The organism is Xanthomonas sp. DAR 35659, assembly GCF_041242975.1.
Lineage (GTDB): Bacteria > Pseudomonadota > Gammaproteobacteria > Xanthomonadales > Xanthomonadaceae > Xanthomonas_A > Xanthomonas_A medicagonis.
Window position 1 is genome coordinate 3,632,225 of record NZ_CP162488.1, and the last position, 13,722, is coordinate 3,645,946.

Annotated in this window: 9 protein-coding genes; 5 read left to right on the top strand and 4 right to left on the bottom strand. The window is 67.2% G+C overall.

Annotation, left to right across the window (positions count from 1 at the left end; genetic code table 11):
- Nucleotides 1–9: 9 nt before the first annotated feature.
- Complete coding sequence (locus AB3X07_RS15140; protein WP_369939416.1) at nucleotides 10–417, top strand: HIT domain-containing protein; 408 nt, start codon at nucleotides 10–12, stop codon at nucleotides 415–417.
- Nucleotides 418–445: 28 nt separating this feature from the next.
- Complete coding sequence (locus tag AB3X07_RS15145) at nucleotides 446–613, top strand: LiaI-LiaF-like domain-containing protein (protein ID WP_003467495.1); 168 nt, start codon at nucleotides 446–448, stop codon at nucleotides 611–613.
- A gap of 136 nt (nucleotides 614–749) precedes the next feature.
- Here the strand turns inward: AB3X07_RS15145 and AB3X07_RS15150 are convergent, their stop codons facing one another.
- The 3 genes from AB3X07_RS15150 to apbC all read right to left on the bottom strand — a co-directional run bounded on the left by AB3X07_RS15150 (nucleotide 750) and on the right by apbC (nucleotide 2,858).
- A complete protein-coding gene (locus tag AB3X07_RS15150) occupies nucleotides 750–1,277 on the bottom strand; it encodes an RDD family protein (RefSeq protein WP_369939417.1) in 528 nt (175 codons plus the stop codon).
- 28 nt (nucleotides 1,278–1,305) lie between these two features.
- The gene (gene dcd, locus AB3X07_RS15155) at nucleotides 1,306–1,878 is read right to left on the bottom strand and encodes a dCTP deaminase (protein ID WP_369939418.1); all 573 of its coding nucleotides are present in this window, start codon (nucleotides 1,876–1,878) and stop codon (nucleotides 1,306–1,308) included.
- Nucleotides 1,879–2,006: 128 nt separating this feature from the next.
- Nucleotides 2,007–2,858 (bottom strand): iron-sulfur cluster carrier protein ApbC, encoded by an 852-nt coding sequence (gene apbC / locus AB3X07_RS15160; protein ID WP_369939419.1) that lies wholly within the window; start codon nucleotides 2,856–2,858, stop codon nucleotides 2,007–2,009.
- A 642-nt stretch (nucleotides 2,859–3,500) separates the two neighbouring features.
- Between apbC and AB3X07_RS15165 the strand changes: the two genes are divergently transcribed.
- Complete coding sequence (locus AB3X07_RS15165) at nucleotides 3,501–5,540, top strand: alpha/beta hydrolase family protein (protein WP_369939420.1); 2,040 nt, start codon at nucleotides 3,501–3,503, stop codon at nucleotides 5,538–5,540.
- Nucleotides 5,541–6,305: 765 nt separating this feature from the next.
- Entirely contained in the window at nucleotides 6,306–9,197 is a 2,892-nt protein-coding gene (locus AB3X07_RS15170) for a TonB-dependent receptor plug domain-containing protein (RefSeq protein ID WP_369939421.1), read from the top strand.
- A 364-nt stretch (nucleotides 9,198–9,561) separates the two neighbouring features.
- On the opposite strand, the gene AB3X07_RS15175 is transcribed toward AB3X07_RS15170, so the two are convergent.
- Complete coding sequence (locus AB3X07_RS15175) at nucleotides 9,562–11,154, bottom strand: phytoene desaturase family protein (RefSeq protein WP_369939422.1); 1,593 nt, start codon at nucleotides 11,152–11,154, stop codon at nucleotides 9,562–9,564.
- Nucleotides 11,155–11,433: 279 nt separating this feature from the next.
- On the opposite strand from AB3X07_RS15175, the gene AB3X07_RS15180 reads away from it, so the two are divergent.
- Entirely contained in the window at nucleotides 11,434–13,530 is a 2,097-nt protein-coding gene (locus tag AB3X07_RS15180) for a M13 family metallopeptidase (RefSeq protein WP_369944782.1), read from the top strand.
- The last annotated feature ends 192 nt before the right edge of the window (nucleotides 13,531–13,722 follow it).

Below are 13,722 nucleotides of genomic sequence, written 5' to 3' on the forward strand. Positions count from 1 at the left end.
GCGCCGCCGATGTCCGAGTTCGTGCTCGATCCGCGGCTGCAGGCCGACAGTGCGTTCGTCGCCGACGGCCCGCTGTCGCAGGTCCGGCTGATGGACGATGCGCGCTTCCCGTGGCTGCTGCTGGTGCCGCGCGTGGCCGGCGCCAGCGAATGGATCGACCTGGACGGCGCGCAGCAGCGCCTATTGCTGGCCGAGATCAACCAGGTCTCGCAACTGCTGCGCGTCGAACCGGGCGTGCAGAAACTCAACCTCGGCGCGTTGGGCAACATCGTGCGGCAGTTGCACGTGCACCTGATCGGCCGCCACGCGGGCGATGCGGCCTGGCCCGGCCCGGTGTGGGGCAGCGGCGCGGCGCAGCGGCTGGACGCCGCCGTCCTGCAGACCCGTGTTGCGGCGTGGCGACAGCGGCTACGATAGGCGCCCTTTCAGCGGAACCCGCGCCTCCATGAAATCCAATGTGATCGCCGCCATCGTGCTGATCGTGATCGGCCTGGTGTTCCTGGCCAACAACCTCGGCTGGACCAATCTCAGCCTGGGCCGGCTGATCGCCACCTGGTGGCCGGCGATCCTGGTGGCGGTCGGCGTCGGCATGCTGTTCGGGCGCGGCAAGTAGGGGGTGCCGGGATTGGGGAGTCGGGATTCGGGATTGGATCCGGCACCCTTCGACTTCCGACCGCTTGAGCCGTGCGATCGGTCTCAAGCGTCGGGTCCGGACCTCGCCCGGGTTGGAGTCGCGCCGCGACCCGCGTTCAACGGCGGGCGTTGACCACCTGGGTGCCGGCGATGAGGTCGTGCAGGCAGCGCTTGTCCTTGCGGAAAATGAACAAGACATTGGCCAGCCCATAGATGCTGCCCAGCACCGGCACGACCGAGATCGCCTGGGTCGGCAGGTAGCGCAGCGCGATCAGGCGCCACAGCGGCGGCTGCGCCCCATCCATATCGACGATACGGATCGACATTATTTTTTTGCCCCAGGTCTGGCCGGTCTTGGCCAGCGGATAGGCCTGCAGCGCCACGAACAGCACGAAGCCCGCCGCTCCATAGCCGAGGGTGGTCAGGAACGGGACCTGCCCGCCGCTGCGCGCCGCGTCCATGACCACACTGAAGTATCCGGTGAACACGAAGATCGGCACCATGAAGACCAGCGCGATCACGCCATCGATCAACGCGGCCGCTAGGCGCTCACCGCGGCCGGCTAGGACATGGTTGCCGTCCACCGCCATCGGCGGCGGCGCCAACGGCGCTTCCGGGGCCTGGTAGGGATTGGGATGGTTCATTGCGCGCTCCTTGTGCTCTTTGGGGGGATCAGGTCTTGGGCAGGGTGACGCCGGTCTGGCCCTGGTACTTGCCGCCGCGGTCCTTGTAGCTGGTCTCGCAGACGTCGTCGGCGTCGGACTGGAAGAACAGCATCTGCGCCACGCCTTCGTTGGCGTAGATGCGCGCGGGCAGCGGCGTGGTGTTGCTGAACTCCAGGGTCACGTGGCCTTCCCACTCCGGCTCCAGCGGGGTCACGTTGACGATGATGCCGCAGCGCGCGTAGGTGCTCTTGCCCAGGCACACCACCAGGGTGTCGCGCGGGATGCGGAAGAACTCCACCGTGCGCGCCAGGGCGAAGCTGTTGGGCGGGATGATGCACTCGTCGGCCTCGATGTCGACGAAGCTCTTCGGGTCGAAGTGCTTGGGGTCGACGATGGTCGAGTTGATGTTGGTGAACACCTTGAACTCGCGCGAGCAGCGCACGTCGTAGCCGTAGCTGGAGGTGCCGTAGCTGACGATGCGCTCGCCGTTGACCTGCTTCACCTGGCCCGGTTCGTAGGGCGCGATCATGCCGTGCTGCTCGGACATGCGGCGGATCCAGCGGTCGCTCTTGATGCTCATGGGTCGTCCTGGTGCCTGTGGCGGCGGGCCGGAACGCCCGCCCGCCGGGAGCGCGACCGACGCCGGGGCGGGCCGCGATGACCGGCGATTCTAGCCGGTCGCGGCGCGTTCGCGCAGTGGCACTCCGCTCAGAGCAGCGCGGAGGAAATCGGGATCGCCGCGCGCGGCCGCTTGCGCAGTTCCTCGGCCAGGCGCTGCGCGGCCGCCAGATAGGCCTGCGCCGCGGCCGAGTCCGGGGCCGCGGCCACGATCGGGGTGCCGGCGTCGCCCTGCTCGCGGATCGCGATCGCCAGCGGCAGCGAGCCCAGCAAGGGCACCCCGTACTGCTGCGCCATGCGCTGGCCGCCACCTTCGCCGAACAGATGCTCGACGTGGCCGCACTGGCCGCAGGTGTGCACGGCCATGTTCTCGACGATGCCCAGCACCGGCACCTCGACCTTCTCGAACATCTTCAGTGCCTTCTTCGCATCCAGCGTGGCGATGTCCTGCGGGGTGGTGACGATCACCGCGCCGGCCACCGGAATCTTCTGCGCCAGGGTCAGCTGGATGTCGCCGGTGCCCGGCGGCAGGTCGATCAGCAGGTAGTCCAGGTCGTCCCACAGTGTATCGGTGAACAACTGGGTCAGCGCCGAGGTCGCCATCGGCCCACGCCAGATCATCGGCGTGTCCTGGTCCACCAGCAGCCCGATCGACATCGCCTCGATGCCGAAGGCGCGCATCGGCTCGATCGACTTGTTGTCGGGGCTGTCCGGGCGGCCGCTCAGGCCGAGCATGGCCGGCACGCTGGGGCCATAGACGTCCGCATCCAGCACCCCGACCCGCGCGCCCTGGCGCTGCAGGGCCAGCGCCAGGTTCACCGCGGTGGTGGACTTGCCCACCCCGCCCTTGCCGGAACCGACGGCGATGACATTGCGGATCCGCGGCAGCGGCGACAGAGTGGGTTGGACGGCGTGGGCGGGGATGCGGGGGCGGTCGGTCATGGGAACTCGTCAACAGGAAGGGGCAACATCCGCGCAAGGCACTGGCGTGTCGCGCGCGGGCACGGCCAGGCAAGTGCACTGCCCGCGTCGGGGGGCCACGACTATACAAGGGCGGCAGCGGCGGCCGAGCCTATCCGCGAGGCGCGGCAGCTGAGTGTGCCGTCGAAATCGGCGATCGCCGCCAGCGACGAGAAGGCGGACGGCACCATTCCGGACGCCGACCTCACCACCGAACCGATCTCGCCATCCCGCTGCATGAGCCGGCGGCGGCGACGGCGACGCGGCCGCTGCCCCATCGCACGCCACGCCGGCTCCGCGGCAAGCCGCGCGCTACCGTGCTGCGCCGCCGTAATCCAGCGCGCGTCCAGCGACGTGCAACCTTGTGCGAGATGAGCTGAAGCAAGGCCGGGATTCGGGATTCGTCAAGGCGACCACCCGCGATCCGGCAGCCGCGCAAACCCCTGCTCCTGCGAATCCCCAATCCCAAATCCCCACTCCCGGCCCCAGCAGGACAAAAGTCACTTCTTGGCGGCCGCGCTCGCGCGTAGAGTGCGCGCGTATCGTGTTCTGATATATTCACAAAACGTTCATTTTGCGCGCCTGCGCAGCGGTTCCGTTCGTTCATCACTTGGGGAATGTTGCATGAAAAGAATTCACTCGGCACGGCATTGGAGCCTCGCCACGGGGGTCGCCGCGTTGTTGGCGAGCATGGCGGCGCAAGCGGCCATCGCGCCGATTCCGATCGAGGACCTGGCGCGCCTGCCGGCGCTGCAGTCGGTCACGATGAGTCCCGACGGCAAGCACATCGTGGGCCTGATCCCGTCGCCGCAGAATCCGGACGAAACGGCGCTGGCCACCTGGGATACCTCGGCCCTGTCCAAGGGACCCACCGTGGTCACCCCGTCCGGCGACAAGATGAAGTTCATTTCCGCGTTCGCGCTGAAGTCGGACAAGATCCTGACGGTCGCGCGCCAGGAATGGACCGGGCGCCTGGGCGGGTGCGGCGAAGGCAATTCCACCGGCGCCACCCGCACCTTCGTCTCCAAGACCTACCTGACCGGCGACGACCAGAAGGACTTCAAGGAAGCGTTCGCCGACAACGCGCGCAAGCTCGGCGTCAGCGCCGATACGCAGTTGTGCCTGGAGCTGAGCGGTACCGCATCGCTGGTGGACATGCTGCCGCTGGATCCGGACCGGGTGATCATCCAGCAGCTGAGCGAGGTCAGCCTGTCGTCCAGCTACTACCTGTACAACCTCAAGACCGGGCAGACCGAACTCCTGTTCCGCGGCGACTCGCGCGCGGTGCCGGCGCTGTTCGACCACCGCACCGGCAAGGTGCTGGCCAAGCAGCAGATCGAAGGGACCGGCGGCGACTACGAACAGCAGGTCCTGCTGCTCGACCCGAAGTCGGGACAGTTCTCCGTGCATGCGCCGCTGACCACCAAGATCAAGTCGCGCAACGTGGTGGACGTGCTGGGCATCGACGATGCGACCGGCAAGTACTACGTCCTGACCGATCAGTTCTCCGACAAGGCGCAGGTGCGTCTGTACGACCCGGCGCAGCGCAAGTACGACGCCGACCCGGTGGTCGCCGATCAGAACTTCTCCATCGCCGGGCTGATCTTCGGCACGCAACCGAGCAACTTCAACAAGGTCGTCGGCTTCACCGTGGACGGGCCCTCGCGCCAGTCCGTGTACGTGGACCCGGCCCTGAAGTCGATCCAGGACAGCCTGAAAAAGGCCTTGCCGGGGCAAAGCATCACGCTGGGCTCCTATACCGACGACCTGTCCAAGGTGTTCTTCACCGCGCAGAGCGCCGACCAGCCGCCCAGCTACCACGTGCTGATCGACAAGAAGACCGTCACCCCGCTGGGAAGCTCCAGGCCGTGGATCGGCAAGGACGGCTTCGCCGTGGAAGAGCGCTGGGTCACCTACACCGCGCGCGACGGACGCAAGATCCCGGCCATCCTCGACCTGCCGGCCGGCTGGAAGCAGGGCGATCCGCCCGGCCCGGCGGTCATCAATCCGCACGGCGGTCCGTGGGCGCGCGACTACATGGGCTGGGACGTGTCCGGCTGGGTGCCGCTGCTGACCTCGCGCGGCTATGCGGTGCTGCGTCCGCAGTACCGCGGCAGCCAGGGCCTGGGGCGCGACCTGTGGGTCGCCGGCGACCGCGAGTGGGGCCAGAAGATGTCCGACGACAACGACGACGGCGCCGCCTGGCTGGTCTCCGAGGGCTATGCGTCCAAGGACCGGATCGCGATCTTCGGCTACTCCTACGGCGGCTTCGCCGCGGCCGCGGCCACCGTGCGCAAGCCATCGCCCTACCAGTGCGCCATCGCCGGCGCGCCGGTCACCAACCTGGGCCGGCTCAGCACCTCCTGGAGCGACAACCGCCTGCAACGCATCCTGCAAGGCTCGACCTTGAAGGGCATGGATCCGATGCAGAACACCGCCAACGCCACGATCCCTGTACTGCTGTTCGTCGGCGACCGCGACGTGCGCACGCCGTCGTTCCACGCCAAGGATTTCTACGAGGCGGTCAAGGGCGTCGTCCCGGCCAAGTTCGCCCTGATCCCGGACCAGCCGCACAGCCTGCCCTGGTACCCGCGCCAACAGCGGCAGACCCTGGCCCTGATCCAGGACTTCCTGAAGAACGACTGCGGCCCTGGCGGCCTGTGAAACCGGTGATCTCCGCCGTTCTCCGGAACAGCGCAGCGTAAGCCTCGCCTCCCAGCGGCACGCTGGGAGTGCCCCTCCCGGCGCATGCCAACGCATGCGCCGGGAGCATGTGCGCCACACGCAAATACGCAATGGCCAGGCGCCGATGAGGCGCTGACGACGCCCTCGGCGACCAGATCCAGCGCCGCACCGACCGCTGACCTCGCCATGAACGCCCCCCCCCTGACAGCCGCGCTCCGGTCTCGCCGATGGGCGCCTGTGCGCAGCGCCTGCCGCCGATGACGGACGGCGCCGCAACAGCACCACGCATGCCGTCGCACGCGACGCGTGCCGGGCCGCTTCCATCGGTGTTCAGACCCTGATCGCGCTTGCACTGTGCCAAGTGCGGCTGCACAACGCATCGCGATGCGAAAAAACCGTATTCACAAAGGCGCCAGTGAGCGAGACACGCCTGATCCAGCAGCAACTGGGGCACGCGCAGACCACCGGTGTTGCACCACCACATCGGCGACCGGGAAGTGCGATTCGCCGGTCACGACACACGCCAGCCGCCTCTCCGACTTCCATAGAGCGTGTACAAGCCATTGAAAATAAAAGCTTTCGAGCGGCACTCTGGATGCAGGCGTACAGCACCAATGTCACGCAGGCATGACGCGAATTTTGTTGTTCAGCGGATGTTGCATACACGGCGCATCAGCAGTACATTCGCTTAACCAGGCTGTAACAACTGCTTCACTTCTATTGAATTCGGGGAGTTAGAAAGGAATGAGCAAGTCCACCAACTACGGATTGCGGCGGCTGCCGCTGGCTATTGCCGTGATCGCCGCGCTGCAAGCGGCGCCCGCTTTTGCACAAGACAGTCTGGCGGGCGACGACGCCCAGTCCGACAACAAGGCCGCCGCCAAGTCCGAGGCGACCAAGACCAAGGAACTGGACGCCATTTCGGTGACCGGCTCGCTGCTCAAGCGCCCCGAGTACGAGACCACCTCGCCGGTCCAGGTGATCTCGATCGACAAGAGCATTTCCGCCGGCAAGTTCGACGTCGCCGACTTCCTGCAGACCTCCGCGGCCGCCGCCAGTTCCACCCAGATCAACAACCAGTTCGGCGGCTTCGTCGTCGAAGGCGGCACCGGCGTGCAGACCGTGTCGCTGCGCGGCCTCGGTTCCAACCGCACGCTGATCCTGCTCGATGGCCAGCGCCCGGGCCCGGCCGGCACGCGCGGCCAGGTCGGCTCGTTCGACCTGAACGTCATCCCCAAGGTCATCCTGCAGCGCATCGAAATCGTCAAGGACGGCTCCTCGTCCATCTACGGCTCCGACGCGGTCGCCGGCGTGGTGAACCTGATCACCCGCAAGAGCATCGACAAGCCGATCATGGACTACTCCATGAGCGTGCCGCAGCACGGCGGCGGCGAGCAGTTCTCGGCCTCGTTCGCGGCCGGCAAGGACTTCAGCAACGGCAGCATCATCGGCGCGGTCCAGTGGGATCGGCTGAACGCACTGGAATTCGGCGATCGCGACTTCCTGCGTTGCGCCGAGGATCGGGCATGGGGTACGGACGGCAAGCGCATCGATCGCGAGGACCGCTCGGTCATCGGCGGCACCAACCTGGGCGGCTGCTCCTCGGGCAACCTCTACGCCAACACCATCATCGACTACCTCAACCCGAATGTCCGCTACGTGCCGTCGCCGGACGGCAACACCGTCGGTCCGTTCCCAGGTTACCGGCCGCGCCCACGCCCTTCCAGGACCTACGCCAACTCGCCGCAGGCCTACTATGAGGACGTGCTGAATTTCCCGTTCTACAACACCACGCAAGCCATCAACCAGCGCGATCGCATCAGCCTGTACGGCGCTAGCGACTTCGGCTTCGACAGCTTCAACTGGAAGACGCAGTGGCTGTACAACCGTCGCGAGACCCGCGCGCACAGCTACCGGCAGTTCTTCCCGGTCGTTGCCAACGAGACCGACGGCAGGTTCTACCAGCCGATCATGCCGTACCGGAGCGATCAGAAGATCGACGTCGATTACTTCTATGGCAGCACCAAGTTGGACGGCGCCTTCAAGGGAAGCGATAGCTGGACCTGGGAGGTCAACGCCAGCTACTCGCGGTCCGACGGCACCTATCAGAGCAACGCGATCCAGACTTCCCGCACAGGCGATCTGGCTTACGACAACAGCGGCGACGCACCGGTGAACTACTTCGATCCGGGCTTCCTCAACGGCGAGCGCATGGGCGAGCTGGAGAATGCCATCGGGGTCAACACCAAGGGCAACACCACCTACGACCAGGCCGTGGTCAACGCGGTGGTCACCGGCAACCTGTTCGCGCTTCCCGCGGGCGACGTCGGTGCGGCATTCGGCGTCGAGTATCGCCATACCAAGATCGATGACGAACCCGATGCGCTGACCAAGGCGGGCGATGTTTGGAGTTCAACGTCGGCGGGGGACACCAAGGGCACGGACAATGTCCGCGAAGCCTTCATGGAGTTCGACGTGCCGCTGCTGAAGAACAAGCCGGGCGTCGAATCGCTGTCGGTCAACCTGTCCGGCCGAGCGTTCAAGTACAACTCGGTCGCCGATTCGGACGAGGTGTGGAAGGCCGGCCTGAACTGGCAGATCGTCCCCTCCTTGCGCGTGCGCGGCAGCATCGGCACCTCGTATCGTGCGCCGGGCCTGTACGAGCTGTATCTGGGCAACCAGACCGGCTTCCTTTCGCAGACGGCGATCGATCCGTGCATCCTGTGGGGTGAAAGCAGCAACACCTTCCTCCAGCGGAACTGTGGTGCGGCCGGCATTCCCGCGGACTATGCGGGCGGCGGCTCATCGGCAATCGTCTACAGCGGTGGCGGCAAGGGCGCGCTGGAGCCGGAAACCTCCAAGGCCAGGACGCTCGGCCTGGTGTGGACGCCCGAGTTCGCCAACCTGAGCGTGGCCCTCGATTACTTCGACTACGATATCCGCGGCGAAATCGCGCAGCTGGACGAGTCGGACATCATCAACGGCTGCTACGGCTCGGCGGTGTATCCGAACAGGTTCTGCGATCAATTCGTCCGTAACAGCCCGACCGATCCGGCCGCGCCGAACAACATCACCACCATCTACAACAAGTACATCAACATCAACCGCGAGCGCACCCGCGGCTACGACTTGCAGATGAACTACGACAACGACTTCTCCTTCGGCAAGCTGTCGCTGGAGGCGCAGGTCACGTACACGGTGGAAGACGTGCTGCAGTTGTTCGACAGCGCGGCGGAGAGCGGCCTCACCAACAGCGACCAGGTCGGCTACATCGGCCGCCCGAAGACGGTCGGTCTGCTGTCGGCGGACCTGAAGCGTGGCGACTGGACCTTCAGCTACCAGGCCAGCTACGTCAGCAGCACCCGCAATCGCGATCTGGATCCGGTCTTCACCTACCAGGGTTACCCGGATGCGACGCGCGACATCAAGGCCGGCTGGCAGGTCCTGCACAATGCGTCCGTCGCCTACGAGCAAGGCGACTGGGGCATCATGGTCGGCGTGCGCAACCTGTTCGACAAGGCGCCGGACCTGGTCTCCACCGGTGTCGGCAACCGTTACGGCAACACGCCGATCAACGCGTCGCAGTACGACTGGTACGGCCGCACGGTCTTCGCCCGCGTGCAGTACAAGTTCTAAGCAGTCGTTTTGCAGCGATCGAAGGGGCGGCCATTGGCCGCCCCTTTTTTTTGTTTGAAAGCCGCGCCAGAAATGCGTGGAAAGCGCATGCACGCGATGGCATCGCCGTGACCCGGCGAACGACGCTGAGGATTTGAAGGGATCAAGAGCGCACATGGATCGTCTCGTAAGAAAGACGACACCACGGAACGCGGCGCCGGATCAGGGCACTAGCCGGGTCGGCGCGTCGGCACGCGTGCATGCAGCGCTGGCGAACGGCAACGATCAGCCACCATCATGCCGTTGCCGTTGAAGCGCCCTGCCCCGGCCTGCGCCCGCTGCGTGCGCCTGAGGCACAGTCGCCGGCTTCCAGCGTCGAACGACCCTACCGCCCCAGCAGCGCTATCGCCGCATTGTGTCCGGGTGCGCCGGTCACGCCGCCGCCCGGGTGGGTGCCGGAGCCGCACAGGAACAACCCCGGGATCGCGCCCTTGTAATTGGCCTGCCCGAGCATCGGCCTGGCGCTGAACAACTGGTTGAGGCTCAGCGCGCCATGGAAGATGTCGCCGCCGACCAGGCCGAACGTCCGCTCCAGGTCCAGCGGGCTCAGCGCCTGCCGGCCCAGCACCGAGGCGGCGAAGCCCGGTGCGTAGCGCTCGACGGTGGCGATCATCAGATCGGCGACCTCGTCGCGGTGCGCGTCCCAACTGCGCCCATCCGGCAACTGCGGCGCCACGTGCTGGCAGAACAGGCTGGCCACGTGCTGTCCCGGCGGCGCCAACGTGGCGTCCAGGGTGCTGGGGATCAGCAGTTCGACAACCGGTTCGCGCGACCAGCCGTGCGCACGCGCATCGCGGTAGGCGCGGTCCATGTAGTCCAGGCTCGGCGCCAGGATGATGCCGGCGGTGAGGTGGTCGCCCGGGCCCGGCAGCGCGCGGAAGTCCGGCAGCCGCGACAGCGCCACGTTCATCCGGAAGGTGCCCGAGCCGCAGCGCCAGTGCGCCATGCGTTCGCGGGTCGCGGCCGGCACGTGCGCGGGGTCGAGCAGGCGTTCGTACAGCAGCTTGGGATTGACGTTGGCGACCACATGGCGCGCGTACACGCGCTCGCCCTGCTCGGTGAGCACGCCGACCGCGCGCCCGCCCTCGACCAGGATCTCGCGCACGCCGGCGTCGGTGCGGATCTGCGCGCCGGCGGCGCGCGCGGCGCCGGCCATCGCCTGGGTGATCGCGCCCATGCCGCCCAGCGCATGGCCCCAGGCGCCCTTGACCCCGTTGCTCTCGCCGAACACGTGGTGCAGCAGCACGTAGGCCGAGCCGGGCGTGTACGGACTGGCGTAGTTGCCGACGATGCCGTCGAAACCGAACAAGGCCTTGACCGGATCGCTCTCGAACCAGCGCTCCAGGTACTCGGCGGCGGAGATCGTGAACAGATCGAGCAGCTCCTGGCGCAGGCCGGCGCCGAGCGCATGCAGGCGGCGGCCCAGGCGACCGGCGCGCAGCAGTTCCGGCAGCGCCTGCATCCAGCCGCCGTCGGTGACGTTCGGCGGCGCCTGCAACGCCAGCGCGCGCAGCACGTCGGCGATCCGCTCCAGCTGCGCCTCGTAGGCCGGCAGGCGTTCGGCGTCGCGGACCGAGAACTTCGCCACCTGCGCCTGGGTCAGGCCGGCCCCGGCCAGCAGGTAGCGATCGTCCGGCAACGGCACGAAGTTGTTGCAACGGCGCGGCACGACGCGCAGGCCATGCCCGGCCAGGTCGAGATCGGCGATCACCTTGGGCTGCAGCAACGACACCGTGTAGGACGCCACCGAGTTGCGGAAGCCGGGATGGAATTCTTCGGTGACCGCGGCGCCGCCGACCACGCCGCGCCGTTCCAGCAGCGTGACCTTCCAGCCGGCACGCGCCAGGTAGGCGGCGCAGACCAGGCCGTTGTGGCCGGCGCCGACGATCACCGCATCGCAGGAGGAGTCGCGCTTCATCGTGCGGATCATAGGGCAGTCCACGGATAGCCGGATCGCGCCCGCCGACGCCACGCTGCGGGGCATCGTGCGCCGACGCCGGCGACGAGGCGCGCGACAGGCTGCATCGGGTCGCCAAGCGCCGCGGCAGGCCAGGCTCAGGCCCGGCCGACCGCCCCGGCCCATGACCTTCGACACCCCTGAAACCCGAGGCAGCGGCGTACAGTCTCGCCACGGCCTCCGGGCCATCCCGTATCCACGCTGGCTTGGAGTTTCCTTGTGACCTTTCGCAATCCCCAGATGCTGCTGTTGACCCTGGCCGTGAGCGCCGCGCTGAGCGGCTGCAACAAGCCCGACGCGGCGGCGCCCGCCACCGACACCGCCAAGACCGAGGCCGCCGCACCGGCGGCCGCGCCGTCCGAACTGAAGCTCGACGCGAGCAAGCTGCCGGCCTACAACGCGTTCAGCATCAACGACCTGGACGCCGGCAAGAACGCCTGCGACGACTTCAACGGCTACGTCAACGGCAAGTGGCTGGCCGCCAACGAGATCCCCAAGGACCGCAGCAGCTGGGGCGCGTTCTCGATCCTGGACGAGCGCTCGGTGGCCGTGCAGCACCAGCTCGCCGAGCAGGCCGCCAGCGCCGCCAATGCGCAGGGCGTGGACAAGATCGTCGGCGACTTCTGGGCCTCGGGCATGGACGAGGCCAAGGTCAATGCGCAGGGCATCGAACCGCTGAAGGCCGACCTGGCCGCGATCGACGGCCTCAAGGACGGCCCGGCGGTGGCCGAATACCTGCGCCAGAGCGCGGCCAAGGGCGAGAACGGCCTGTTCGGCTTCGGCGCCGAGGCCGACTTCAAGAACTCGTCGATGAACATGGCCTACGCGATGCAGGCCGGCCTGGGCCTGCCGGACCGCGGCTACTATTTCGATGCCGACAAGAAGGACAAGCTGCAGGCCTACCAGGCGCACGTGGCCAAGGTGCTGGAGCTGTCCGGCGTGCCGGCGGCCGACGCGGCCAAGCAGGCGCAGGACGTGGTGGCGCTGGAAACGCGCCTGGCCAAGGTCTCCAAGTCGAGCGAGGAGATGTCGCGCGACGCCGAACTGGCCTACAACCCGATCACCCCGGCCGAGGCCGACAAGCTGACCCCGAACTTCCCCTGGACCAAGTTCTTCGAGTCGCAGGGCGTGGCGGTGCCGGAGAAGTTCTCGCTGGCGATCCCGGCCTTCCACCAGGAAGTGAGCAAGGCGCTGGGCGACACCGATGCCGCGGTGTGGCGCGCCTACCTGCGCTTCCACACCGTCGATAGCGCCTCGCCGTACCTCAGCGATGCCTTCGCGCAGGAGAACTTCGCCTTCTACGGCAAAGAACTCAACGGCCAGGCCGAGATGAAGCCGCGCTGGAAGCGCGTGCTCGGCAGCATCGAGGACGGCGCCGGCGAGGCGATGGGCCAGATGTACGTCAAGGTCGCGTTCTCGCCCGATGCCAAGGCCAAGATGCAGCAGTTGGTGGACAACCTGCGCCAGGCGCTGAAGGCGCGGATCGAACACCTGACCTGGATGAGCGACGAGACCAAGGCCAAGGCGATCGCCAAGTGGGAGACCTTCACGCCCAAGATCGGCTACCCGGACAAGTGGCGCGACTACAGCGGCCTGAGCACCCAGCGCGACAGCTACCTGGACAACGTGCGCGCCGCCACCGCGTTCAACTACAAGTACAACCTGAGCAAGATCGGCAAGCCGGTGGACAAGACCGAGTGGGGCATGACCCCGCAGACGGTCAACGCCTACTACAACCCGCTGCAGAACGAGATCGTGTTCCCGGCGGCGATCCTGCAGCCGCCGTTCTTCGACCCCAACGCCGACGACGCGTTCAACTACGGCGGCATCGGCGCGGTGATCGGCCACGAGATGACCCACGGCTACGACGACCAGGGCGCGCGCTTCGGGCCGACCGGCAACTTCGAGAACTGGTGGACCCCGGCCGACGCCAAGAAGTTCTCCGCGCTCACCGGCAAGCTGGTCAAGCAGTTCGACGAGTACAAGGTGGACGGCAAGCCGGTCAACGGCAAGCTGACCCTGGGCGAGAACATCGCCGACCTGGGCGGCCTGACCACCGCCTACGACGCGATGAAGAAGGCCACCGAGGGCAAGGAGGATCCGAAGGTGGGCGGCATGAGCCGCGACCAGAACTTCTTCCTCAACTGGGCCACCGTGTGGCGTACCAAGTACACCCCGCAGAACGCGATGGTGCGCCTGACCACCGACCCGCATGCCCCGGCGCAGTTCCGCGCGATGGGCGCGCCGTCGAACCTGCCGGCGTTCGCCGCGGCGTTCGAGTGCAAGGCCGGCTCGCCGATGGTGCGCAGCGGCGACAAGCAGGTGGTGATCTGGTAACAGCGCGGCGTCGCTGCGAGGAAAGGCCCGGCATGTCCGGGCCTTTTCTTTTTTGCGTCGCGCCTGCCGGCGAGTCAGGCACCCATCCAGCACCAACCGCCGCGGCACGCAGCGCCGCACCCGAGGTCGGCGGCGCCACCGCGCGCGCCCAACGCGAAGTGGACCGCATCGCCAGGCGCCACCATCTGAACC